This is a genomic window from Halomonas sp. KM007, assembly GCF_050709225.1.
GTDB lineage: Bacteria > Pseudomonadota > Gammaproteobacteria > Pseudomonadales > Halomonadaceae > Vreelandella > Vreelandella hamiltonii.
This window is the reverse complement of sequence record NZ_CP136131.1, coordinates 2,325,278-2,350,606: the sequence shown is the minus strand read 5'-3', so window position 1 is coordinate 2,350,606 and position 25,329 is coordinate 2,325,278. Positions and strand designations below refer to the sequence as shown.

The window sequence follows — 25,329 nt, the reverse complement described above, 5'->3', positions numbered from 1 at the left end:
GGCTACTCCTTGTGCTCGTTGGAGGAGGCATTGGCCTTTTTCTTGGCTTGGCGCGCTTCAAGAGCGGCCAGCTGTTCCGGCGTTGCCTCACCCTGGTGATTGGCTTTCCACTCGCTGTAGGGCATGCCGTAGACGTACTCGCGGGCGGCGTCCATTTCCAGCGGCGTGCCACGCTCATCGGCTGCGCTGACCAGCCACTTGGAGAGACAGTTACGGCAGAAGTCCGCCAGAATCATCAGGTCGATGTTCTGCACGTCTTTATTGTCGTCCAGATGCTTGAGCAAGCGCCGAAAGGCGGCGGCTTCCAGCTCAGTGCGGGTGGTGGCATCCAGTTCGTCAAATGTCGCCATGGTGATTCCTCTTTCAAAAGTCATTGGAGTGCAGCATAACAAAAGACACCGCCCGAGGGCGGTGTCGAAGGGCGTTCACGTCCACTTATCTCGACGGCGTGACTCAACTTGGCTTGGCTGCTGAAGGCTTACCGTTGCCGCCTGCTTTACGCGCGGCCAGTTCCTCTTCACTAACGGCCTGATCTTTAACCGCTTCATACCACAGGTTGTGGTGTTCTTTAGCCCAGGTTTCGTCCACGTAGCCGGTGGTCATGCCCTCCAGCGACCCCTCGGTCCCTACCGTACCGATGTAGATGTGCCCCAGCGCCACGGCAGTCAAGCCCAGCGCGCCCACGGCATGGATGATGTTGGCCCACTGCATGGTATCGCGGCTCTGCCCGTAGTTCGGGAAGTCGAGCACGAAGCCACTGGCCACGACCAACAGCCCTGCGGTAGCCAGCAGCCAGTACCAGGCTTTTTCACCGCCGTTGGCAAAGCCTGCATCCGGGTGGCCTTTACCGACCAGGCCGCCGCCCTGCTTGAACCACTGCAGGTCATGCTTCTTGGGTATATTGTCCTTCAGCAGCTTGACCAGCAGCACGATCAGCAGGATGCCGAACAGTGGCCCCAGGTAGTTGTGGAGCACCTTGGAGGCCGCAATCATCCAGGCCCATACCGCGTCGCCAAACAGCGAGCGGAAGACGAACTTGCCATACAGCAGGTTGAGACCGGTCAGCGCCAGGGTGATGAACAGCGTCGCCACCGTCCAGTGCAGCGCGCGCATGAACAGTGGCCAGCGCAGCAGCTTGCGGCCGGTACGCGGCTCGTCCAGATGCTTGCGGCCAATCACCAGGTAGAACAGCGTGATCACGCTGGCCATGCCCAGAATGGCAATCAGGCCAAATGGCGATACCCAGCGATTGCGCAGAATCCGCCACGTTTCACCGCTGGCGTTGATCAGGTTGTAGTTGCTGTCGTGACGCGAATCACGATAGTTCGGGCCGGTTTCACCGCTGCGTACCTGGCGCCACTGCTCGGCCGTAATGCCAGGGGCGGCAGTGGACATTTCCCGTTGCGGGTCCGCCTGGGCCACGGCCAGCTGGCTCACACCGAGGCTGGCCACCAGCAGTAGCAGCATCAGGCACAGGTGCCAGGTACGCTTCAACCCACGGGTGGCATGCCCGTTGGCCGATGCAGGCATTTCAACGGTGGTCATGGTCATTGTGGTCATGACACGCCTCCTTAGCCTTTACGGGCAGCATCGTAGGCAAGGTTGTCGGTGCTGGCCTGGGGATTGTTCGACCACGCTCCATCCGGGTGGCCACGATGGACGACACGCTGACGGAAGATGTCGGCAACGTCCTGCGCATCACCTGCCAGCAGCGCTTTGGTCGAGCACATCTCGGCGCACAGCGGCAGCTTGCCTTCGGCAATACGGTTGGAACCGTACTTCTGGTACTCCTCTTCCTTGCTTTCTGCCGGGCCGCCTGCGCAGAAGGTGCACTTGTCCATCTTGCCGCGCTCGCCAAAGGCGTTCTGCTTGGGGAACTGGGGTGCGCCGAAGGGGCAGGCATACAGGCAGTAGCCGCAGCCGATGCACAGGTCCTTGTCGTGCAGCACGATACCGTCGTCGGTCTTGTAGAAGCAGTCGGTAGGGCAAACCGCCATGCAAGGGGCGTCGTCACAGTGCATGCAGGCCACCGAAATCGACATTTCGCTGGCTTCACCGTCGTTCAGCGTGACCACGCGGCGGCGCTGGATGCCCCACTCGACGTCGTTGGCATTTTTACAGGCGGTGACGCAGCCGTTGCATTCGATGCAGCGCTCGGCGTCACACATGAATTTCATTTGAGCCATGGTGTTCTCCTCTTGCCGATGCGGACATTGCCGCATCGGCCTGCTATCTGGTCGGGTCGCGCGTTATCGATCAAGCGCGCTCAATACGACAAATGGTGCACTTGGTCTCTTGCATCAGTGTCACCGGGTCGTAGCCGTAAGTGGTTGCCGTGTTGGCTGCCTCGCCCTGAACATAGGGCGCCGTGCCTTCCGGGTAGCGATCATGCAGGTTCTCGCCCTGGAAGATGCCGCCAAAGTGGAACGGCATGAAGGCCACCTTGCGATCCACCCTCGGGGTGACCAGGGCTTTCACCTTGACGCGGCCGCCCTCGGCGCCTTCGACCCAGACATCGTCACCGTCACGCACGCCGATATCGTTGGCGTCGGCGGGGTTCATCTCGACGAACATTTCCTGCTGCAGCTCCGCCAGCCAAGACATGGAGCGGGTTTCTTCACCCCCTCCCTCGTACTCGACCAAACGGCCCGACGTCAGAATGATCGGGTAATCCGCGCTGTTGTCACGCTCCTGAATGGTCTTGTAGAGCGTGGGCAGACGCATGATGGAGTCGAAGTCGTCCCAGGTGGGATACCGCTCGACCAGATCACGCCGCGTGGTGTAGAGCGGCTCGCGGTGCTTAGGCACTTCATCGGGGAAGGTCCACACCACGGCGCGGGCCTTGGCGTTACCGTAGGGCGCACAGCCGTGTTCGATGGCCACGCGCTGGATACCGCCGGAGAAGTCGGTTTTCCAGTTCTGGCCGTCGGCGGCGGCTTTCTCTTCGTCGGTGAGGTCATCCCACCACCCCAGGTCCTTGAGCAGCTGATCGGTGAACTCGGGATAGCCGTCATCGATATCGCCGCCCACCGGGGCCGAGCCTTCGGCCAGCAGGTTGACACCGTCGCGCTCGATACCAAAGCGGGCGCGGAAGCCCATGCCGCCTTCCATCACGGGCACGCTGGTATCGTAGAGGTTCGGGGAGCCCGGGTGACGGAACTCCGGGGTGCCCCAGCAGGGCCACGGCAGGCCATAGTAGTCGCCATCGGCAGGGCCGCCCTGGGCACGCAGGTTTTCAAAACTGAAGGTGTGCCAGTTTTTCTGGTGCTCTTTCAAACGCTCGGGGCTTTGACCGGTATAGCCGACGGTCCACATGCCGCGGTTGATTTCGCGCAGCACGTCTTCGATGAGCGGCTCGTTGCCGTTCATCTCGAAGTTCTTGACGAACTCGTTGCCAAACCCCAGCTTATTGGCAAACAGGGTCATGATCTCGTGGTCGGGCTTGGACTCGAACAGCGGCTCGATGACCTGATCGCGCCACTGAATCGAGCGGTTGGTGGCGGTGACACTGCCGGTGGTTTCGAACTGGGTGGCCGCAGGCAGCAGATAGACGCCATCGGTGCGGTCATGCATGACCGCCGCCACCGTGGGATACGGGTCGACGATGACCATCATTTCCAGCTTCTGCATGGCCTTCTGCATTTCCACGCCGCGGGTTTGCGAGTTGACCGCGTGCCCCCAGTAGAACATCGCTTTCAGCGCCGTACGCTGGGAGATGTTGTCGTCCTCCTCCAGCACGCCATCCACCCAGCGCGATACGGTGATGCCGTTGGTGTACATGGGCTTGCCATCGGCGTACTCGGTGTCGTCGAAGCGGCCTTTCAGCCAGTCGTACTCCACGTCCCACACCTTGGCCCAGTGCTGCCAGGCGCCTTCGGCCAGGCCGTAATAGCCGGGCAGCGAGTCGCAGCCCAGCCCCAGGTCAGTGGCACCCTGTACGTTGTCGTGGCCGCGCAGGATGTTGGCTCCGCCGCCCGACTTGCCGATGTTACCCAGTGCCAGCTCCAGAATGCAGTAGGCGCGGGTATTGTTATTGCCGGTGGTGTGCTGGGTGCCGCCCATGCACCAGACCACACAGCCCGGGCGGTTGTCGGAAAGCCGCTTGGCCACATCGAACATCTCGGCTTCCGGCACCCCGGTGATGTCTTCCACGACGCTGGGAGTGAATTGCGCCACTTCGGCACGCACGTCGTCCATCCCATAGACGCGCTGGTTGATGTATTCGCGGTCTTCCCAGCCGTTTTCGAAAATGTGCCACAACAGGCCCCAGATGTAGGCCACATCGGAGCCAGGGCGGATGCGCACGTACTTGTTGGCTTTCGCCGCAGTACGCGTGAAGCGCGGGTCGGCGACGATGATGTCGCAGCTGTTGCGCTCCTTGGCAATCAGGATGTGCTGCATCGCCACCGGGTGGGCTTCACTGGGGTTGGAGCCGATGAACAGCATGGAGCGGCTGTTGTGCATATCGTTGAGCGAGTTGGTCATCGCCCCGTAGCCCCAGGTATTGGCCACACCCGCTACAGTGGTGGAGTGGCAGATACGGGCCTGGTGGTCGGTGTTGTTGGTGCCCCACATGGAGGCGAGCTTGCGCATCAGATACGCCTGCTCGTTGTTGAACTTGGCCGACCCCAGCCAGTAGACGCTATCGGGGCCGTAGGCTTCCCGCAGCTCCAGCAGCTTGTCGCCGATCTCATTGACGGCGTCGTCCCAGCTCAGGCGCTGCCATTCACCCGCGACCAGCTTCATCGGGTACTTCAGGCGGCGCGTGGAATGACCGTGCTGGCGCAGAGAGGCGCCTTTCGCACAGTGGGCGCCACGGTTGATCGGGTGGTCGAAGGCTGGCTCCTGCTTGGTCCAGATGCCCTCCTGCACTTCTGCATACACGCCACACCCCACTGAACAGTGGGAGCAGATGGTGCGTTTGGTTTCGACGGGGGAGTCGAGCACCGGGGTCTTGTTCGCCGCCTCGGTGCGCTGCATCATGGGTGCGCCCATGAAACCAACCGCCGCAACACCGGCCGTACCCGCGCCGGTACGCTTGAGGAACTGACGACGAGAAATACCCAGCCCAGACGCGGCCGGAGCTTGAGTTTTACGAGTTAAGCGCATGGCAAATCTCCTGATGGTCGCCGTCAGTCACGCAGCGAGGCGTAGTAGGCACGAACGTGATCCGTCTCGCGGTAATTCACCGACTGGGCTTCACGTTGGCTGGGCGTCTTGTCGCTCGCCTGTACGAGGGTAACGTGACCGACCGCCGCTGCCGCGCCTGCTGCTGCGGTGCCCAGGCCAACGGTCTTCATGAACCGACGCCGTTCAGGGTTGTGTGACGTGTGCATAGGGTTCTCCACTGTCATGCTTGTTATGCGTGGGCCGCTGGCCCGGCTATTCACTGACCGCGAACCAGGGTCAGGTCACGAGTCGTACTGGCTGATGGGCGGCTCGGTCGCTGATGCGCGCCTGCTCGCTCTCCATGAAGGCACTGCCCAGCGCGCCCAGCGCGGCATAGAAGGCAGTCTCCACGTCAGCCACATCGTCGAAGCAGCGCTTTGCCCAAGGGGCCAAGTGCTGCTGAAAAAAAGCTACCTGCTCATCTGCCTGGGCTTCTACCAGCATGCCCATGACTTCACACACGGCGGCAAGGTGATCCTCGGGCTCATGGGTGCGTTCACTGCGCTCGAAGCCCAGCACCCTCAGGTCACGGCGCAGCGCCACCAGCGCGGCTTCCATGAGCTCACCCTGCTGATACCAGGAGGCATAGGGCACGATATCGCCCTGAATGACGCCCACCAGATGGCGAAAGTGGGCGCGCTGCAGTCGCTCGGGGTCAGCCTGGGCGGCGGCCTGAGCAAGGCCAACCCAGCACTCGGCCAGCCGCGTGCCGTCCTGTTCTACCTCCAGCTCGGCCAGCCAGGCCAGGAGCTCGACGTCGGGCGACTGGCGCAACAGCCGTGCCAGCAGCTGGTAGATATCCCCGCGCAGCGCATCGACCTCGCTGAGCATCGCCTCGGTTTCACTCATGGCGTTACACCTTCAACTGCGCGTCAGGGTCGCGCATCATGGTTTTCCAGACGTCTTTCACGCGGCAGTCTTCACACATTTCCAGACGCGCCAGCGCATCGCCGGCAAAATAGGGGTGATTGGCCAGCTTGGTTTTCATGGCGGCCACCGTGCTGACCGTCGCGAACGGTTTGCCACAGCCGATACACTCAAAGGCAGGCTCTTCATGGCACACGTGGCGCGTTTCACGGGCAGGCGCGGCCAGAAAACCAGGCACCAGCGTGATGGCATTTTCCGGGCACGCCTGTTCGCACAGGCCACACTGCACGCAGTCGGCTTCCAGGAAGCTGAGCACCGGCGTATCGCCGCCTGCCTGCAACGCGGGTGTCGGGCAGTTGCTGACGCAGGCATAGCACAACGTACAGGCGCTGCTATCCACATCGATGCCGCCGTAGGCCGCGCCTTCCGGCAGCGCTTGACGCTCGCCGCTGGGGGTTCCCAGCGCGGCCAGGCGTGCCAGTACCTGGTTCAATCGCGTGCGCTTGTTGGGCTCGCGGAAGCTGACGGCAGTGTCACTCAACGGCAGCAGGCTGGGCAGAGCATCGCGCGCGTCAGTGGCGTTGGCCGCCACCAGCTGGATACGTTCGACGGCGTGGCCAAGCGCTGCCAGCAACCCATGGGCCAGCGCTACCTGATGGTTCAGAAAGGTGCTCAAACGGGGCGGCATGCCGTCGTGAAGCTGAATGCGCACTTCAGAAGCGCCGCTGGCGAGCGCCGTCAGCCACTGGTCGTGGCCCGCCGCGCCCAGCTCTTCCAAGGGGGCATCAATGATGTGGCCCGGCGTGGTAATGCCTGCAGCACGCTCAGCTTCCAACGAGTCATGGGTAATAAAGCGCAGCACCGGCACCTCGCCACCGGCGTCCCGATAAGCAGTGAGCCAAGTGGCTAACGTATCCTGCTGACGGCGGGTTTCCGGCAGGCGAAACTCGATGGCACCGGTAGGGCAGGCGCTGGTGCAACTGCCTACGCCTTGGCAAAGGAAAGGATCAATCTCAATGCGCGACTCAATGCGGCCTTGGATGCTAGAAATCGCATCCGCCGGGCAGACGTCGAGGCAGCGGGTACAACCGACGTTACCACTGGAAGAGTGGGCACAAAGATCGGTATTGACCTGGAAATAGCGCGGTTTATCGAATTCGCCCACCAGCTCCGTCACGCTCTCTAACACGTCGGCACGCTCAGCTTCCTGGCGCTCCCATGCGAGGCGCAGGTAGCCCGGCGGGGGCAGTTCCCAAGAAGCGACGTTAAGTGCTCCCTCCGAAAGGTCCAGCACTACGTCAAACACGTCCCGCTCAATCAGCGCTTGGGCAAGATTGAGGGAGTCGCCATCGTCTTGGCTCAGAGTGGCACGAAAACCACCCAAATGACCCGCGATGTTAAGCTGTGACTGTTGATGCGCACTCAGCACTTGAGCGATCAGCGGCTCGCTGGCGACGGGAAGATCAACGGCCTCATCTGTGGTCAGCATCGTGAGGGACGCTAATCCTCGCCCCTGAAGCACTCGTGCCGCTTGAGTCACTGACGGCGCACTACCGAGCAACAGCACATGACCGCGGCTGTGGTAGGTCACGTTGGCAGGCGTTAAATTCACCGGCCATGAGATACGCCGACGCACCGCTTCACGAGCGGCGACGTTGCGCTGGTCGTCAATCGACGCCAGTTGGATTCGTTGGTTCATGCATTCTCACGGTCAAGAGGTCGTTTTTGTTATAATTAGAGATTAGATTTTGTCATCTCACCACGGATGACTTTCGGCGTTATAACGACATAGCTTCTTGTATCAGCGTATGGCGAAAACAGCTTTTTTGCCACTTTCTTTGGTCGTACCGCTGTCAACGAAAGCCCGCCATACTTGCCATAACCCACTGATTCAAAAACTAACTGTCTTTTTTTCGCTCTCCTGGAGCGTGATCAGGATAATCAGACTGGTCGTCTGGCGAGGCACTTTGTACAAAACTGTCATCACTTGTGCAAGCGCTCACCTGCTCAGGCGGGCTTTCAGCCGCTACTTTTTCGCTGTGCTCAGCGTCTTTTTGTGCCGAATCTTCCAGCTTCTCTAAGGTCTCTTCCGCCTTATTGGCCCAACGCCGCAGCTTGCCCGCTAGCTCGCTGGTCATGGGCTTTAACTGTTGAGTGAAGTCGGCGTCGTAATCATCCAAACCATCGCGCACATTGTAGTTACCGGTGGCCCAGAGCCTACGCAGAGCACGGCGGCGCAGCGCAGCACTGACGCCAGGCACCATAAAGGCGCTGAAGTCGCTGCCTGCAGGCAAGGTGTCTGGGTCGGGCAACGTGTGGTCCAGGCTACCCGGCAGGGGCGGAGCTGCGGCCTCTTGCTCGTCTACCGCTGAGGAGGAGGCATCTATGCCGTCAGACTCAGGCGCGTGCGTCTCTACTTCCAACTGAGGCTCTATCGGCTCCACCGGCTGACTGTCATCACTCTCATGTTCAATGCCGCGCTTTTTACGCGACCAGCGCTCCAAACGGCTCACTGTGGCTGCTCCTTGGTCGGGGTCTCTTTACTGCGCCCGGCCCCTTTGCGTTTTTTCTTGCGGGTTTCCATCGGCGCTTCACCGTGGCGCGCGAGATAGTGCTCTATCCACACCTGAATCGCCATCGGCATCGACGCTTCTAATACTTGCTGCTCGCCATCTAGCCAGCCCGCGGCCACATCCTGGCTGGCGGTGATCGCATCAGGTTTTGGGGTTTGCCCGGTGAACCCGGCACGCACGAACAGGCGCGGCGTCGGCGAGGTGAGGTTAAATCGATAGGCGGCTCGCTCGGTCATATAGAGCTGCAGGTTGAGTACGCCCCCCCCTTGGCCCCCCGGCACTAGCTCTGCAATGCGCCACTGGGTCAGCGTGAAACTGCGCACCTGCTTGGGCTCGGCGACTAAGGTAACGCTTAATGCGCGTAAACTATCACTCATGGGTTTCACCACCTTAGACCTTGAACGGGTAGACAAGTAAGCCTTTTGAGCGCCATCATCGTCAACTCAGACTATTTTACTCAACTATTACGTTAAACGCCGCGCCTATCGGGCGAGGCAGTGACGCGGAGCAGTGAGGATTGCGCATGCCCGCCCTTCAGTTAAGCCGAGCCCGCTTACCGGCCACGACCACCATTGATGTCATGGATGCCTACGGCGACACTCGCCCGCAGGCCATTGCCGCCGAGCGTGCGCTTACGGTGTATCTTAACAAGCGTGAAATTGTCACCCTGATGACGCTAGGCGATGACCCCGAGGCACTAGTGGTAGGCTACCTGCGCAACCAGGGGCTATTAAGAAGCGCCGAGGACTTAACCGCGGTTCAAGTCGATTGGGAAGTAGAGGCTGCGGTGATCGTTACCCGCCACCTGCCTGATGATTTGGAAGCGCGCCTTAGCACGCGCACTGTCACAACGGGCTGCGGTCAGGGCACTGTGTTTGGTAAACTGTTAGAGCAAACTTCTCTCACAGCGCTGCCTGAGACACCGCTGGCCCAATCGACGCTCTATCAACTGTTGACCAATTTGAACACCTATAACGACACCTACCGCAGCGCGGGCGCGGTACACGGCTGCGCGCTGTGCCACCAAGCTCAGGTGCTGGATTTCGTCGAAGACGTGGGCCGCCACAACGCCGTGGACACACTGGCGGGTCGCCAGTGGCTTAACCAAGCCGATAGCCGTAGCGCCGATATTTTTTACACCACCGGCCGTTTAACGTCTGAAATGGTGCTGAAAGTCGCGCAAATGGGCATTAGCGTACTGGTATCGCGTTCAGGCGTGACACAGAAAGGCGTAGAGCTGGCCGAGCGTTTCGGCGTGATGCTGATTGCCCGTGCGAAGGGCAAAGGCTTCCAAGCTATTAACGCCGCTGGCCGCTTGACGCTGGATGCCATTCCCCCCAAGCCGCCGAGCGCGCGCTCGTCCAAGGAGGCAGGCATATGATCACCAAGCACGAACTGACTGGCATGATCCTCGCGGGCGGAGAAGGCCGTCGCATGGGTGGCCGTGATAAGGGCCTAGAGCCATTTGCCGGACTGCCGCTGGTGGCACACACCGTCAAGCGTTTCGAAGGCCAGGTACATGAGCTGGTGATTAACGCCAACCGTAATAGCGATGCGTATGCGCTGTTTGCCGACCGTGTGATTGAAGATGCCGAAGGCGGCTTTAAAGGCCCGCTGATGGGTATTTACAGCGGCCTGCGTGCGGCTCAAACTCCGTGGCTGCTGGTCGCACCCTGCGACTCCCCTGCGCTGCCCCACGATTTGGTGGCGCGCATGGTCGCAGGTATTACCCAGGAGGGTGTCGAGCACGATATCGCCGTGGCGTTTGATGGCGAGCGCCTGCACCCCGTCGTCGCGCTGCTACGTACGTCGCTGGCTGACGACTTAGCGGCCACCCTGGCCGAAGGCGAGCGTAAAATCGATCGCTGGTACGCGCGCCACGCATGGTGCCGGGTGGATATGTCTGACTGCCCTGAAGCGTTCGCCAACCTCAATACTGAAGAGGAGAAAGCCCGCTTGGAGCTGGCACTGACAACGCCTTCCCAGGAGACGCCATGAGCCTGTCGTGTTTTGAACTGGGCGAGCAGATGCTCAGCGTCGATGCTGCCCGCGAGGCGCTGATGACGCTGGTGGCGTCGCCGGTGGCCACCGAGCAGGTCGCCTTGAGCAGCGCTTTTGGCCGCCAGCTGGCAGAGGACATCATTGCGCCCATCGATGTACCGCAAAACACCAACGCCGCCATGGATGGCGTGGCCCTGGCCTGGCCCAAAGCGCCTCCCTACACCACCCATTTCCCCATCGTGGGGGACGCCTTCGCCGGGCAGGCGTTTGCCGGCGAGGTGCCTGCGGGCCAGTGCGTGCGCATCACCACCGGTGCGCCGATCCCCCGCGGTGCCGATACGGTGATCATGCGTGAACAGCTGATCGACGATGGCGCCAGCGCCACCATCGATGCGCCCGAACGGGTGACGGCCGGGCAACACGTGCGCCAAGCCGGGGAAGACATTGCCAAAGGCAGCGTAGCCCTTGCCGCAGGCGCGCGACTGGACGCCGCTCGCATGGGGCTGGTGGCTTCGCTGGGCCATGCCGTCGTCACGGTGTATCGGCGCCCCCGGGTGGCGATTTTCTCCACCGGCAACGAGGTGACGCCACCGGGCGGCCCACTCCCCAGCGCAGGCGTCTACGACACCAACCGATTTACCCTGATGGGCCTGCTCGCCGAGCAGGGGGCCGAGGTGCTGGATCTGGGCATTCTCCCCGACGATCTCGACGCCATCGAAACCGCACTGGCCAGCGCCGCCACCCAGAGCGATCTGGTGATCACCAGCGGTGGGGTTTCCGTGGGCAATGCCGACTACACTCGGGCGGCGCTGGAAAAGCTTGGCCGCCTGGCCTTCTGGCGGGTAGCGCTACGCCCCGGACGGCCCATGGCCTGCGGACAGCTGGGCGCTACACAAACGCCCCTGATCGGCCTGCCGGGCAACCCGGTAGCGGTCATGGTGACGTTCCTGCAATTCGTGGTACCGCTGCTGCGGCAGTTGCAGGGCCTGCCCCCGGCGCCGCCGCCCCGGCTCGAGGCAATTGCCCAAACCACGTTGAAGAGCCGCTTGCAGCGCACTGACTTCATCCGCGGTGTTTACCACTGCGATGCGCAGGGTACGCTGCATGTGCGCAGTACCGGAGCCCAGGGCTCGGGGATTCTGACCTCCATGGTGGCCGCCAACTGCCTGATCGAACTTGGCGATGACCAGGCAGGTGCCCAGCCAGGCGAGGTGGTCTGCATACAACCGATAACGAGCTGGCAATGACCGAACAACTGATCGACGATTTTGGCCGCCGAGTTCGCTATGTGCGGCTATCGGTGACCGACCGCTGTGATTTTCGCTGTGTCTACTGCATGAGCGAAGAGATGACCTTTCTGCCTCGCGCCCAGGTGCTCACTCTGGAGGAGCTGGCCCTGGTGGCCCGCGCGTTTACCGAACTGGGCGTGGAGAAAATTCGCCTGACGGGCGGGGAGCCGCTGGTGCGCAAGGGCATCGAACAGCTGGTGGACGACATTGGCGCGCTGCCGGGTCTGGATGACTTCACCATGACCACCAACGGCGCGAGCCTGCGCAAGCATGCCAAGCGGCTTTACGCGGGCGGCTTGCGCAGGCTCAACATCAGCCTCGACTCGCTGCACCCCGAACGCTTCAAGCAGTTGACCCGCACGGGCGAGCTGACCCGCGTGCTGGACGGCATTCAGGCAGCCAAAGAGGCTGGTTTCACTCGGATCAAGCTCAACGCGGTGATCCTGAAAGGGCGCAACGAAGACGAGGTGCTCGACCTGGTGAGCTTTGCCCGCCGCGAGCAGCTGGACATCAGCTTCATCGAGGAGATGCCGCTGGGGGATGTATCGGACCACTCTCGAGCAGAGACCTTCTACTCCAGCGATGACGTGCAGGCGCTGATCGAAACCCGCTACTCGCTGACCCCCACCACCGAAAGCACGCCAGGGCCCTCACGCTACTTCAGGATGGCCGACAGCGACAGCCGCGTGGGCTTCATCTCTCCCCACAGCCATAACTTCTGTGACAGCTGCAACCGGGTACGCGTCACCGTGGAGGGCCGCCTGCTGCTGTGTCTGGGCAATGAACACTCGGTGGACCTGCGTGCGGTGCTGCGCCGTCATCCCGGCGAGATCGCACCGCTCAAGCAGGCCATCATCGACGCCCTGCCATTGAAACCCGAGCGCCACCACTTCACCACCGATGGTGATATTCAGGTGGTGCGCTTCATGAACATGACCGGAGGTTGAGCCGTTGGCGCTTGAGGCACTCGTACCCGTGCATATCGTGACCGGCTTTTTGGGCAGCGGGAAAACCACGCTGATTCATCAGCTGATCGAGCAGAAACCCGCCCATGAAAAATGGGCCATTCTGGTCAACGAGTTCGGTCAGATCGGCATCGACCAGACCATGTTCGCTGCCCGTGATGACGTGGTGGTCAAGGGCCTGCCTGGCGGCTGCCTGTGCTGCCAGCTGGCGTTCGTGCTGCAGGCGGCGCTGGTCAATCTGCTGGCACGCCAGAGACCCGACCGGGTGATCATCGAGCCCTCGGGGCTTGGGCACCCCGCCGGGCTGATGGATTTGCTGCAGGGTGAGGCTTTCCGGGACGTGGTGGCGGTGCAGGACATCATCGCCACCCTCGACCCGCGTCGGCTGGACGAAGCCCGCGTGCGAGCGCATGAGACTTTTCAAGATCAGCTGACCATGGCCGATGCCGTGGTCATCACTCTGGCCGACATGGCCAGCGACGAACAGCATGCACGGGCCGAGCAGTTCATCGACACGCTCTGGCCGCCGCGCAAATGGGTGCATAGCACTCAGCAAGGCCCCTTGCCCATCGCCCGCCTGCTGAGCCCCTCGGCCCCTCGGTCTGCGGCGCCAGCCGCCATGCCCGCCGCGCATCAGGCACTGGTTGCTCAGGGGCCCAGCCTCGAAGGGGCGTTCTTCGACTTCCCACCGCCCCCAGGCAAGGCGCAGCAGCAGGCCGCCAGTGCCCTGGGCTATACCAGCACCGGCGTGCGTTGGCACCCCGCCGAGCGTTTCGACCTGGACCGTTTGGCGCTATGGATGAGCGAGCTACCCGCCACCGCCAGGGTGAAGGGCGTCTTTCATACGGACGATGGCTGGAAGCAGCTCAACCGCGCCGAAGGCACCCAGAGCGTGGCCGCCAGTGCCTGGCGACAAGACTCTCGGTTGGAGGTGATTATCCCTGAAGGCACGCTGCCCCTGGCTGATACGACGCTTCCTGATCAGCTACGCGCTTTGGGGGCCTGGCGGTAAGGGACATTGCGCGCGTACGGCCTGCTCCATTTCCTCCACCGACATGGGTCGCCCGAACAAATACCCCTGAAACGCATGGCACCCATGGGCCATGAGCCATGCCTGATGCGCCGGGGTTTCGACCCCCTCGGCGATGACATCCAGGTTCAGGCTCTTGGCCAGAGCAATGGTACTTTCGACGATGGCGGCATTGGCACTGCTCTCGAGCACCTGCTGGACGAAGGACTGGTCGATCTTCAACTGATCCAACGGGAGCTGTGCCAGATACGCCAGCGACGAGTAGCCGGTGCCGAAGTCGTCCAACGAGAAGCGAACGCCGCGCGCCTTCAGGCTCAGCATCTTGTCGCGGGCATCGTCTCGGGCGTCGACGAACAGCGTTTCGGTGACTTCCAGCTTCAACCGCTCGAGCGGGGCTCGGGTGCGCTGGAACACCTGCTCCACTCGATGTAGAAAATCGCTCTCGCGGAACTGCAGAGGGCTGATGTTGACTGAAATGGTCAGCTGTTCGAACCCCGGCTGGCGCTGCCAAGCAGCCAACTGGTGGCAGGCCGCCGCCAGCACCCACTCGCCTACGTCGTTGATCAAGCCGGTGCTTTCCAGTAGCGGAATGAACTCGCCGGGCGACACCAGCCCGCGTTCAGGATGGTGCCAGCGCAACAGCGCTTCGACGCCCACGATGCGCCCCTGTTCATCCACCTGGGGCTGATAGTGCAGCTGCCACTGCTGGTAATCCAGCGCCAGACGCAGGTCAGCCTCCAGCCTGACTCTGGCCAGCAGCGCGGCCTGCATGGAGGGGTCGAAAAAGCGTAACGTGCGTCGACCACTGGCCTTGGCCTGGGAAAGCGCCATGTCCGCCTGCTGCAGATAATCATCGACACTGCGCTGGCTGTCGGCCATGACGGTGATGCCCACGCTGGCCGTGACCAACGCCTGCTCATCCCCCACCTGGATCGGGGTATCCAGCGCTGCCATCAGCTTATTGGCAATGTGTTCGGCCAGCGCCTGCGTTTTACGCGGGCTGCCGTCCACTCCCTCGACCAACACGGCAAATTCGTCGCCGCCCAGTCGCGCCAGAGTGTCCGTATCGCGCAGCATCTGGCCAAAACGACGTGCCACGTTCTGCAACAGCCGATCACCGATATGATGCCCCAGGGTATCGTTGACATGATTGAAGCTATCCAGGTCCAGCAGAATCAGCGCTCCGCAGCGCTGGTGGCGATTCAGCTCCTTGAGAGCCACGCCGATTCGGTCGATGAACAGGCGACGGTTGGCAAAGCCGGTCAGCGGATCGTAGAACGCCAGCTGATGAATTTCCTGCTCGGCCGCCTTGCGTTCGCTGATGTCACTCATGGTGGCCACATAGTGGGTCAAGCTGCCGTTGCGGTCGTGCACGGCACTGATGGTCAGCCACTCGGGAAACAGCTCGCCGTTCTTGCGCTGGTTCCAGATTTCTCCCTCCCAGCTTCCCGTGGAGAGTACGCTGCGCCATAAGCGTCGGTAGAAGGCGGCATTGTGGTGCCCAGAGCTGAACATGCGTGGGTTCCTGCCCACGACCTCTGCATCACTGTAGCCGGTGATGCGCTTGAAAGTGTCGTTCACTTTCAGGATCGTGCCCCGTGCATCGGTCACCATGATGCCCAAATGTGCCTGAAATGCAGCGGCAGCAATTTGCAGCTCCACTTCGGCGCGTTTTGCGTCTGTTACCTCACGGGTCACGGAAAGCGCTCCTTCTAATTCGTCCGGTTGTTGGGTGCTGCTCACCAAAGGGCTCAAGGTGGCATGAAAATCGTGCGACTGCTAGCCCAATGGCAGCGAATACTCGAACGTGGCCACCTGACGAGTGCGCTGCACCTGCCGGAACACGTCAGGCATCCCGTGGGCGCACCTGATAGAGTGAAAAAAAGACAGAGGAAGATACACCAGCCCGGAACACGGGTGGGATTGTTAAAGTGTGACGCGATGCTTTTTTGATGTATATCAATTTTTAGCACAATAGAGCATCAAAAACGGCATATCGGTATAGCAGGCAAGGCAACGAGGCAGCCATGGCATCTCTGGGGCAAATGAGTGATTACGAAATACGCCTGGTGCGTATTTTCAAGACCGTGGTGGAGTGCGGTGGCTTCACCGCTGCAGAAACGGCGCTGGGCATCAGCCGCTCGGCCATCAGCCAGCACATGAGCGACCTGGAGAGCCGACTGGGGTTTTCGCTTTGCCAGCGAGGTCGCGGTGGGTTCAGCCTGACCGAAGAAGGCAAGGAGATTTACCAGGCCGGCCTGACCCTGCTGACCGCCCTCGAAACCTTCAAAAGCGATGTCAATGCACTGCATCACACCATCAAGGGCGAGCTGAATATCGGCATCACCGATAACCTGGTGACGCTACCCGCCATGAACGTTACCCACGCCCTGGCGGCGCTGACGGCACCCAACCATGCGGTGACCGTGAATATTCATATGGAACCCTCTGACGCGGTGATCCGGGGCGTCATGGATGGGCACCTGCACGTCGGGGTGGTGCCTGCCGTGAACCTGCCGACCAGCCTGGAGACGCGCTGGCTTTACGACGAGCCGTCATACCTGTACTGCTCGGCCGAGCACCCCTTGTTTCCACAGGCCGACGAGAGGCTCGAAGCAGGCGACATTGCCCAGCACCCTGCCATACAGCCCCGCTACCCGCTACCGGAAAAGGCCCGCCAGGCCCACGAAGCACTCAATCGTCGAGCCTCTGCGTCAGACCGAGAAGGCGGCGCCTTCCTGATCCTGACCGGGCGCTTCATTGGCTTTCTACCCGAACACGTGGCTGCCCAGTGGGTCAGCGCAGGCAAGATGCGCGCCCTGCTGCCCCAGCACTACGCGTATCGCATCCCGTTCGTGCTGATTACCCGCCATGACCGCCGCCCCAACCGCGTGGTGGATGCCTTCCTGGGGCTGGTGAAGGAAGCCAACTAGGCTTTGTACGAAAAGTCGGCGAGCGATGTCCAGACAAGGCAAAAATCGGCGAAAAGACGGAGTTTACAAGGTGTAAATGAGTACTTTGAGCCGATTTTTAACGCCGTATGGGCGAGCATAGGCAATTTTCGTACAAAGCCCAGCGGCGCAGCCCGCCAGGCTCTGCCCGACAGCTGACTGCGCCATGCGCTACCGCATCAAGGCTGGCGAGCCGCCTCGCTGGCCATCAGCGGCACAGGGCCTGCCTGGGGAGACGACGCCAGCGTACGGCTGGCGACGTAGTACACCAGCGCCCCCAACGCCGAGCCCGTGAACCAGCCGTAGTCATAGAACCAGTTCATGGTACCGGTCAGCAGCGACAGCAGGGTCAGGCTCACCGGAATGCCGAAGGCAATGAATCCGGCGATATTGACCGCGGGGTAAGCCTGGTGGTCCATGTACAGGCTAGGCACATCCAGGCGCTGGCGTTTGATCAGGAAATAATCCACCGCCATGATGCCTGCAATCGGGCCCAGCAGGCTGGAGTAGCCCAGCAGCCAGTTGGAGTACATCTGCTCCAGTGAAACGCCCTGGCTCACCACCCCCGCCTTTTGCAGCAGGTCGTAGCCCATCAGCAGCACCCCCACGGCGCCGGTCATCAGCACGCCACGGGTTTGATTGATCAGCTTGGGGGCAATGTTCTGAAAGTCATTGGTGGGTGAGACGATATTGGAAGCGGTGTTGGTCGAGATGGTCGCCACGATGATCAGCAGCATGGCCATGATGACCCAGAAAGGGCTGTCGATATAGCCGATCAGGCGCACCGGGTCGGCCACGGTTTGGCCTACCAGAGTTTCCGAGGCGGCAGTCAATACCACGCCCAGGGCAGCAAAGAAGAACATGGTCAACGGCAAGCCCAGGATCTGCCCGACGATCTGGTCCTTCTGGCTCTTGGCGAAGCGGCTGAAATCAGGAATGTTCAGTGACAGTGTCGCCCAGAAGCCCACCATGGCCGTCAGGCCAGCAAAGAAATAGCCATACACCGAAGCCCCTTCCGGGCGCGACGGCGGCTGGGCCAGCAGTTCGGTCATCGACATGTGCGGCCACGCCCACATCATCAGTCCGATCCCCACGGCCAACAGCAGCGGTGCCGCCAGGGTTTCTAGCCACTTGATCGACTCGGCCCCGCGAATCACCACGTACAGGTTCATGGCGCCAAACACGAAGAAGCCAATCACCTCGCCGACGCCCCCCAGCGCCGCCCAGGCGGGAAACAGCGCCGACAGCAGCAGGTGAATGGCCAGCCCGCCAAACATGGTTTGAATGCCAAACCAGCCGCAGCCCACCAGCGCCCTGACCAGGCAGGGCACGTTGGAACCCAGGATGCCAAACGAAGAGCGCAGCACCACCGGAAAGGGAATGCCGAATTTGGTGCCGGGAAAAGCGTTCAGCGTTAGCGGAATCAGCACGATCACATTGGCCAGCAGAATGGCCAGTAGCGCCTCGCCAACGCTCAGCCCAAAGTAGGCCGTGAGCACGCCGCCCAGGGTGTAGGTAGGCACGCAGATCGACATACCGACCCACAGCGCCGCAATGTTCCATTTACTCCAGGTACGCTCTTTTGCTTCGGTAGGCGCAATATCGTCGTTGAAGCGTGGGCTTTCACGCACATCGTCTTCCACTGCCAGTTCGACCAACCCCTGCTGATCGATCATTCGAGATTTAGCTGCCGTCATCGTTGTCTCCTCAGCCTCGCCATTGCCTTTTTATCTTCAAAGGTTCAACAGGTTGCGCAGCAATAAGCGTGCCCAAAACCACGCGCTCACCGCTAACTCATTGAACACAAAGCTGACTAAACAGACATATATAAAGACGAAGCCCTCTGTATCATTGTTGTTATAGTCACGGGAATTAAAACCTCCTAAACAGGGTAGCGACACATTCATAAAACGCACCATAAGAATGCAAAACACCAATATAAAAACCAAAAAATAAAACACAAATCATTGATTTAAAAAAATAAAAATGAAACGCCATAATAGTGCAACACCTCACCAAATTGATAAAAACGGCCAATAAAAAACTTAAAAAACAGCAAAAACAGTTACTTGAAAGACAGCCAGGCTTTTCATAAAAACTTCTTGCAAAACGTCTTCAACCAGCGCTATGTTCAAAAAGCTGTCTATCTTGACAGCTTTGCTAACAATTATAAGTTTCGACCATGAGTCGATGTCATGACACGCCTAGCGATCTTTTCTGCCACTCATCGATACCGGCAGAAAAGCCACCCATAGCTGGCCTCCCATCCATTCGGAGGTCGTCGCGTTATGACAAAAGAGGGGTAGTCCATGCAGAAAATGAAGATTGGCCTGATCCAGATGGCCCTGAATACCAGCACAGATCAGGAACCCGGCGTCATTCGTGACGCGATGAACGAAGCGCACCTGCCCATGATTCAGCAAGCCGCCGAGCAAGGCGTGCAGGTGCTGTGCTTTCAGGAAGTGTTCAATCAGCCCTATTTTTGCCCCAGCCAGGATAGCAAATGGTACGCCGCCGCCGAGCGAGTGCCGGAAGGCCCCTCCTGCCAGATGATGCAAAAGCTCGCGGCAGAGCACCGCATGGTGATCATCGTCCCTATCTATGAAGAGACCGAGACCGGCGTTTACTACAACACCGCCGCCGTGTTCGATGCCGACGGCAGCTACCTGGGCAAATACCACAAGACACACATTCCCCAAGTGGCTGGCTTTTGGGAGAAATTCTTCTTCAAACCAGGCAAATCCAACTGGCCGGTTTTCGATACCGCCTACGGCAAGATCGGCGTGTACATCTGCTATGACCGCCACTTCCCGGAAGGCTGGCGGGCATTGGCGCTCAACGGCGCCGACGTGATTTTCAACCCTTCGGCCACGGTGGCCGGTCTTTCCCAATACCTCTGGGAGCTTGAGCAACCCGCCTCTGCGGCTGCCAACGGCTGCTTCATCGCCGCTATCAACCGGGTTGGCACCGAGGCGCCCTGGAATATCGGCGACTTCTACGGCTCCAGCTACATCGTCAACCCACGCGGCAAGATCGAAGCCCAGGCCAGCGCCACGGAAGACGAGCTGCTGGTGCATGAGATCGATTTAGACATGGTGCGCGAAGTGCGCAACAACTGGCAGTTCTTCCGCGACCGCCGCCCCGAGACCTACACCCGCCTCACCGACGGTGAATGATTCTGCTGGCTAAACACAACGACAGGAGCGAACCATGAGCTTATTGATCAAGGGCGGCACGGTGGTCACCCACGCCGACACTTACCGCGCCGATGTGCTGTGTGTCGATGGCAAAATCCACGCCATTGGCACCGACCTGGACGTGCCGGAAGGCTGCGAGATCGTCGATGCCAGCAACCAACTGGTGATGCCTGGCGGCATCGACCCCCATACCCACATGCAGATGCCCTTCATGGGCGCGGTGGCCAGCGAAGACTTCTACACCGGCACCGCCGCCGCCATGGCGGGCGGCACCACCACGATTATCGACTTCGTGATCCCCAGCCCCGGCCAGTCGCTGCTGGAAGCCTTCGAGACTTGGCAGGGCTGGGCGGAAAAAGCCGCCACTGACTTCGCCTTCCACGTGGCGATCACCTGGTGGGATGAGAGCGTTAAAGAGGAAATGGGCACCCTGGTACGCGACCACGGGGTCAACAGCTTCAAGCACTTCATGGCCTACAAGGGCGCCATCATGGCCACCGATGACATTCTGGTGGAGAGCTTTTCCCGCTGCCTGGAGCTGGGCGCGGTGCCCACCGTGCATGCCGAAAACGGCGAGCTGGTCTACCACATGCAGCAAAAACTGCTGGCCCAAGGCATCACCGGGCCGGAAGCCCACCCGCTTTCCCGCCCACCGCAGGTGGAAGGCGAAGCCGCCAGCCGCGCGATTCGCATTGCCTCCACCCTGGGTGCGCCGGTCTACCTGGTGCACGTCTCCACCAAAGACGCGGTGGATGAAATCGCCTACGCCCGCCAGCAGGGCCACCCGGTGTTCGGCGAGTGCCTGGCGGGGCACCTGGTGATCGATGACAGCGTTTACCAGCACCCGGACTGGGCCACTGCTGCCGCCCATGTGATGAGCCCGCCTTTCCGGTCCAAAGGCCACCAGGAAGCGCTCTGGCATGGCCTGCAATCTGGCAATCTGCAAACCACCGCTACCGACCACTGCTGTTTCTGCGAAGAGCAGAAGGCCGCCGGGAAAGATGACTTCACCAAGATCCCCAACGGCACTGCGGGTGTGGAAGACCGCCTGGCCGTGCTGTGGGACGAAGGGGTGAATACCGGCAAGCTCTCGCCCCAGGAGTTCGTGGCGGTCACCTCCACCAACACCGCCAAAATCTTCAACCTCTACCCGCGCAAAGGGGCGATTCAGGTGGGTGCCGATGCCGACCTCGTGGTCTGGGACCCCAACGGCACCCGCACGATTTCCGCCAGGACCCACCACCAGAACGTCGATTTCAATATTTTCGAGGGCAAGACGGTGCGCGGCATTGCCCGTCATACCATCAGCCAGGGCAAATGGACCTGGCGGGATGGCGAGCTGCACGCCGAACGCGGCGCAGGACGCTACCTGAAGCGCCCCGCCTACCCCGGTGTGTTCGAGCTGCTGGCCAAGCGTGCCGAGCTGAATGCCCCCGTGGCGGTTACTCGCTGAGCCTCGCCCCACGCAGAACAGAACGATCCAGAAGGACCAGGGAGAAACGACCGTGACCCATTCACTTGATCATCTGCCCAGCGCAAAAGAGGTCGGCACCTACGACCCAGCGACGCTGGCAAGCAACTTCAGCGACCTGCATCCGCCGCTGGCGCCGCGCCAGGCCATCATCGAAAGCCAGCGCTGCCTGTACTGCTATGACGCGCCCTGCGTCGAGGCCTGCCCGTCGGACATCGACATTCCCAGCTTCATCCGCCAGATCAGTGACAACAACATTAATGGCGCAGCAGCAACTATTCTGGAAGCCAATATCCTCGGCGGCAGCTGCGCCCGAGTGTGCCCCACGGAAATCCTCTGCGAACGCAGCTGCGTGCGTAACCACGACGCCGAGTGCCAGCCGGTACTGATCGGTTTGCTCCAGCGTCATGCTACCGACCACATGCAGTTCGATAGCCACCCCTTCAAGCGGGCCGCCAGCACTGGCCGCCATGTTGCCGTGGTGGGCGCGGGGCCTGCGGGGCTCTCCTGCGCCCATCGTCTTGCCATGTTGGGCCACCAGGTCACCATCTTCGAGGCCGAGCAAAAGCCTGGCGGGCTCAACGAGTACGGCATTGCCCGCTACAAGATGACCGACGATTTTGCCCGCAAGGAAGTCGAGTTCCTGCTGGACATTGGCGGCATCGACCTCCAGTACGGCCAACGCTTGGGCGACAACCTCACTCTCGATACCCTGCGCCAGCAGTACGACAGCGTATTTCTGGGGTTGGGGCTGGGAGCCAGCCGCACGCTGGGGCTGACCGGCGAAGATGCACCGGGCCTGATGCCCGCCGTGGACTACATCAAGGCCCTGCGCCAAACCGATGACCTGGGCAGCCTAGCCGTTGCCAAGCGCTGCATTGTGATTGGCGCAGGCAATACCGCCATCGACATGGCCACGCAAATGGCGCGTTTGGGAGCCAAAGAGGTCACTCTGGTGTATCGCCGTGGCACTGAGGCGATGTCCGCCACCGACCACGAACAGGAGATTGCCAAGGCCAACGGCGTGCGTATGGTGACTTGGGCCCAGCCGGACGAAATTCTGCTGGATGCTCAAGGTCGAGTGGCAGGCATGCGTTTTGCCAACACCGCAGAGCAGCAGGGCCGACTCTCCACCACGGGCGAGACCTTCGAGATCGCGGCGGATGCCGTTTTCACCGCCATCGGCCAGGGCTTCGAGGGCGACAGCCTACGCGATGCCACCGCCTCCGAACTGGCCCGGGATGGCGAGCGCATCCACGTCAATGAGCTGTTCCAGACCTCATTGGCCAACGTTTACGCTGGCGGCGACTGCGTCAAACCCGGCCAGGACCTCACCGTGCAGGCCGTGCAGCACGGCAAGCTGGCCGCCCACGCCATCCATCAAGCGCTCGCCGCCCAGCAGGAGGCCGCATGAACACCACACCTTTCAACACCCTCTTTTTTCCAGGCAAGAAAAACAGCGGCGACAGCGTGGTGAACGGCGTCGATCTATCGGTGAACTTTGCCGGTATCAAAGCCCCCAATCCCTTCTGGCTGGCCTCGGCCCCGCCCACCGACAAAGCCTACAACGTGGTGCGCGCCTATGAGGCGGGCTGGGGCGGCGTGGTATGGAAAACCCTCGGTGAAGAGCCGCCTGCCGTGAACGTCTCCTCCCGCTACTCGGCCCACTACGGCAAAAACCGCGAGGTGATCGGCTTCAACAATATCGAGCTGATTACCGACCGTTCGCTGGAGATCAACCTTCAAGAGATCACCCAGGTGAAGAAGGATTGGCCGGACCGCGCGCTGATCGTTTCCATCATGGTGCCCTGCAACGAAGAAGCTTGGGCCTATATCCTGCCGCGGGTGGAAGCCACCGGCGCAGACGGCATCGAACTCAACCTGGGCTGCCCCCACGGCATGCCGGAACGCGGCATGGGCGCGGCGGTGGGCCAAAACCCGGATTTGATCGAAAAAGTCACTTACTGGTGTAAAAAGCACTACTCCAAACCGGTCATCGTCAAGCTCACCCCTAACATCACCGATATACGCGTGGGTGCCCAGGCGGCATTGCGGGGCGGCGCCGATGCAGTCTCGTTGATCAACACCATCAACTCCATTACCAGCATCGATCTGGACAACATGGTCGCCAAACCCACCGTAGGCCATCAGAGCACCCACGGCGGCTACTGCGGCAGCGCGGTGAAACCCATCGCCCTGAACATGGTGGCGGAAATTGCCCGTGACCCAGCCACGCCCACGCTGCCCATTTCCGGTATTGGCGGGATTTCCACCTGGCGGGATGCGGCGGAATTCATCGCCCTGGGCGCGGGCAGCGTGCAGGTGTGCACCGCTGCCATGCTCAATGGCTTCCGAATCGTGGAGGAAATGAAAGACGGCCTCTCCCGCTGGATGGCAGAGAAGGGCTACGACTCCATCGAAGCGTTTTCCCGCAAGGCGGTGCCACAAACCACCGACTGGAAGCACCTGGACATCAACTTCAAGACCATCGCCCATATCGACCAGGATCTGTGCATCGAGTGTGGCCGCTGCTATATCGCCTGCGAGGACACCTCTCACCAGTCGATTGCCAAGCTCACCGAGCAGGACGGCGCGCGCCGCTACGAGGTCATCGAAGACGAGTGCGTGGGCTGCAACCTGTGCCAGATCACCTGCCCGGTGGAGAACTGCATCACCATGGTGCCCCAGGAAACCGGCAAGCCCTTCCTCGCCTGGGATGACGACCCGCGCAACCCCTTCCGCGTCGCCTCTTAGTCGCCTGGTTGCTTGATCACCATGCGCCACCACGACCGCCTCTACGGAGGCGGTCGCATTTTCTGCAACGTGCCGTTCCCCTTTCAACACGCGACAACGCCGCTGCTTGCTGAGATGATGAGAAATTATTGCATATAGCTATATTTCTCAAAGAACAGCTGTGTTTCTCAAAGCTGTGTTCCTCAAAAAAGGGCCTCTCATGAAAGTAACCGCCATCGCCACTGCACTACTGCTGACCAGCGCCGGCGCGAGCGCCGACCAGCGCATTGCCACGTTTGATCTAGGCAGCCTGGATACGCTGGCCGCCCTGGGGGTGAGTGAACAGGTGGTGGGCGTGCCCAAAGCCAGCTTACCGAGCTACCTCGAACAGTATGCCGCCGACCGCTACACCGACATCGGCGGCCTGCGCTCCCCCGACATGGAAGCACTGGCAGAGGCCAACCCGACGCTGATCGTACACACCGGCCGCCAGGCAGAGTGGGCCGACGCGCTGGGCGAGATCGCCCCGCTGTTCGATGCCAGCGTGACCGGTGAGGCGTATCTTGACTCCGTCGAGCGCAACGTGCGTGAAATGGCTAGCCAACTGGCGGTGGAAAACGCAGCCGAAGAGGCCCTGCAGACGCTGAATAGCGAAATCGAGCGCCAGCGGGAAACATTGCAGGATGCCCCGACGACGCTGGTGGTCACCCATAATGGTGGCAACCTGATGCTCAATCAGCACCCGGTGGTTCATGAAGTATTGGGCATTGCTGCCCTGGAGATGCCCGAGAGCGTGACCCCCGAAGTACGTGGCGAACGCACCTTTACGCCGCTTTCCGCTGACGCCATTGCCGAGATCGACCCTGAGATCGTGCTGGTGATCGACCGCAGTGCGGCCATTGGCAACGAGCCCGCAGACGCCGAGCAGCTTCGCCAGCAATGGACGGAAGCGGGCACGGACGCCCAGCTGGTGATGCTCACCCCTGCGCTTTGGTACCTCTCTGGCGGCGGCCTGCATAGCCTGGCCCTGCAAATCGAGGAAGTGGCCAGCGCGCTCAACTAGGCTCTGTCTGAAAAGTCGGC

General features: G+C 61.1%; 22 protein-coding genes. 11 read left to right on the top strand and 11 right to left on the bottom strand.

Annotated elements, in window-relative coordinates:
- Positions 1-2: 2 nt before the first annotated feature.
- From RVM27_RS11060 to RVM27_RS11020, 9 genes are all read right to left on the bottom strand, one after another.
- Positions 3-350: a DUF1244 domain-containing protein gene (locus tag RVM27_RS11060; RefSeq protein ID WP_287807167.1), complete on the bottom strand. Its 348-nt coding sequence runs from the start codon at positions 348-350 to the stop codon at positions 3-5.
- Positions 351-453: 103 nt separating this feature from the next.
- Positions 454-1,560, bottom strand: a complete 1,107-nt coding sequence (locus RVM27_RS11055) for a formate dehydrogenase subunit gamma (protein ID WP_287807166.1) — start codon at positions 1,558-1,560, stop codon at positions 454-456.
- An 11-nt stretch (positions 1,561-1,571) separates the two neighbouring features.
- Positions 1,572-2,186: a formate dehydrogenase FDH3 subunit beta gene (gene fdh3B, locus RVM27_RS11050; RefSeq protein WP_016915147.1), complete on the bottom strand. Its 615-nt coding sequence runs from the start codon at positions 2,184-2,186 to the stop codon at positions 1,572-1,574.
- A 70-nt stretch (positions 2,187-2,256) separates the two neighbouring features.
- Positions 2,257-5,109 (bottom strand): molybdopterin-dependent oxidoreductase, encoded by a 2,853-nt coding sequence (locus tag RVM27_RS11045; protein WP_498956576.1) that lies wholly within the window; start codon positions 5,107-5,109, stop codon positions 2,257-2,259.
- A gap of 23 nt (positions 5,110-5,132) precedes the next feature.
- Entirely contained in the window at positions 5,133-5,336 is a 204-nt protein-coding gene (locus tag RVM27_RS11040) for a twin-arginine translocation signal domain-containing protein (RefSeq protein ID WP_016915149.1), read from the bottom strand.
- Between the two features lie 70 nt (positions 5,337-5,406).
- Complete coding sequence (locus RVM27_RS11035) at positions 5,407-6,018, bottom strand: TorD/DmsD family molecular chaperone (protein WP_218313893.1); 612 nt, start codon at positions 6,016-6,018, stop codon at positions 5,407-5,409.
- A 4-nt stretch (positions 6,019-6,022) separates the two neighbouring features.
- The gene (locus RVM27_RS11030; protein WP_498956575.1) at positions 6,023-7,735 is read right to left on the bottom strand and encodes a 4Fe-4S dicluster domain-containing protein; all 1,713 of its coding nucleotides are present in this window, start codon (positions 7,733-7,735) and stop codon (positions 6,023-6,025) included.
- Between the two features lie 199 nt (positions 7,736-7,934).
- Complete coding sequence (locus tag RVM27_RS11025) at positions 7,935-8,549, bottom strand: DUF3306 domain-containing protein (protein ID WP_498956574.1); 615 nt, start codon at positions 8,547-8,549, stop codon at positions 7,935-7,937.
- The gene (locus RVM27_RS11020) at positions 8,546-8,986 is read right to left on the bottom strand and encodes a DUF3305 domain-containing protein (protein WP_498956573.1); all 441 of its coding nucleotides are present in this window, start codon (positions 8,984-8,986) and stop codon (positions 8,546-8,548) included. Before RVM27_RS11020 ends, RVM27_RS11025 begins: the two co-directional genes overlap by 4 nt.
- 146 nt (positions 8,987-9,132) lie before the next feature.
- Between RVM27_RS11020 and RVM27_RS11015 the strand changes: the two genes are divergently transcribed.
- The 5 genes from RVM27_RS11015 to RVM27_RS10995 are packed head-to-tail and all read left to right on the top strand — an operon-like array spanning position 9,133 to position 13,876.
- Complete coding sequence (locus RVM27_RS11015; RefSeq protein ID WP_054641250.1) at positions 9,133-9,990, top strand: formate dehydrogenase accessory sulfurtransferase FdhD; 858 nt, start codon at positions 9,133-9,135, stop codon at positions 9,988-9,990.
- On the top strand, positions 9,987-10,607 hold the full coding sequence (gene mobA / locus RVM27_RS11010) for a molybdenum cofactor guanylyltransferase MobA (protein WP_044630049.1): 621 nt from the start codon (positions 9,987-9,989) through the stop codon (positions 10,605-10,607). The genes RVM27_RS11015 and mobA overlap by 4 nt, the downstream gene beginning before the upstream one ends.
- Positions 10,604-11,857, top strand: a complete 1,254-nt coding sequence (moeA, locus tag RVM27_RS11005; protein ID WP_498939136.1) for a P-loop NTPase family protein — start codon at positions 10,604-10,606, stop codon at positions 11,855-11,857. The genes mobA and moeA overlap by 4 nt, the downstream gene beginning before the upstream one ends.
- Positions 11,854-12,846, top strand: coding sequence for a GTP 3',8-cyclase MoaA (gene moaA, locus RVM27_RS11000; protein WP_498956572.1), 993 nt, complete (start codon positions 11,854-11,856; stop codon positions 12,844-12,846). The genes moeA and moaA overlap by 4 nt, the downstream gene beginning before the upstream one ends.
- Positions 12,847-12,874: 28 nt before the next feature.
- The gene (locus tag RVM27_RS10995; protein WP_498939140.1) at positions 12,875-13,876 is read left to right on the top strand and encodes a CobW family GTP-binding protein; all 1,002 of its coding nucleotides are present in this window, start codon (positions 12,875-12,877) and stop codon (positions 13,874-13,876) included.
- Here the strand turns inward: RVM27_RS10995 and RVM27_RS10990 are convergent.
- Entirely contained in the window at positions 13,850-15,592 is a 1,743-nt protein-coding gene (locus RVM27_RS10990; RefSeq protein ID WP_498956571.1) for a putative bifunctional diguanylate cyclase/phosphodiesterase, read from the bottom strand. The genes RVM27_RS10995 and RVM27_RS10990 overlap by 27 nt on opposite strands.
- Before the next feature lie 329 nt (positions 15,593-15,921).
- Between RVM27_RS10990 and RVM27_RS10985 the strand changes: the two genes are divergently transcribed.
- On the top strand, positions 15,922-16,827 hold the full coding sequence (locus RVM27_RS10985) for a LysR family transcriptional regulator (protein ID WP_498956570.1): 906 nt from the start codon (positions 15,922-15,924) through the stop codon (positions 16,825-16,827).
- Positions 16,828-17,024: 197 nt separating this feature from the next.
- Here the strand turns inward: RVM27_RS10985 and RVM27_RS10980 are convergent, their stop codons facing one another.
- The gene (locus tag RVM27_RS10980; protein WP_498939144.1) at positions 17,025-18,542 is read right to left on the bottom strand and encodes an NCS1 family nucleobase:cation symporter-1; all 1,518 of its coding nucleotides are present in this window, start codon (positions 18,540-18,542) and stop codon (positions 17,025-17,027) included.
- A gap of 612 nt (positions 18,543-19,154) precedes the next feature.
- Between RVM27_RS10980 and RVM27_RS10975 the strand changes: the two genes are divergently transcribed.
- From RVM27_RS10975 to RVM27_RS10955, 5 genes are all read left to right on the top strand, one after another.
- Positions 19,155-20,021: a nitrilase-related carbon-nitrogen hydrolase gene (locus RVM27_RS10975; protein ID WP_230834555.1), complete on the top strand. Its 867-nt coding sequence runs from the start codon at positions 19,155-19,157 to the stop codon at positions 20,019-20,021.
- A 34-nt stretch (positions 20,022-20,055) separates the two neighbouring features.
- Complete coding sequence (hydA, locus tag RVM27_RS10970) at positions 20,056-21,495, top strand: dihydropyrimidinase (RefSeq protein WP_498939148.1); 1,440 nt, start codon at positions 20,056-20,058, stop codon at positions 21,493-21,495.
- 52 nt (positions 21,496-21,547) lie between these two features.
- Entirely contained in the window at positions 21,548-22,927 is a 1,380-nt protein-coding gene (locus RVM27_RS10965; RefSeq protein WP_498939150.1) for an NAD(P)-dependent oxidoreductase, read from the top strand.
- Complete coding sequence (gene preA / locus RVM27_RS10960; RefSeq protein ID WP_498956569.1) at positions 22,924-24,267, top strand: NAD-dependent dihydropyrimidine dehydrogenase subunit PreA; 1,344 nt, start codon at positions 22,924-22,926, stop codon at positions 24,265-24,267. Before RVM27_RS10965 ends, preA begins: the two co-directional genes overlap by 4 nt.
- A gap of 199 nt (positions 24,268-24,466) precedes the next feature.
- Complete coding sequence (locus RVM27_RS10955; protein WP_498956568.1) at positions 24,467-25,309, top strand: substrate-binding domain-containing protein; 843 nt, start codon at positions 24,467-24,469, stop codon at positions 25,307-25,309.
- Positions 25,310-25,329 lie beyond the last annotated feature (20 nt).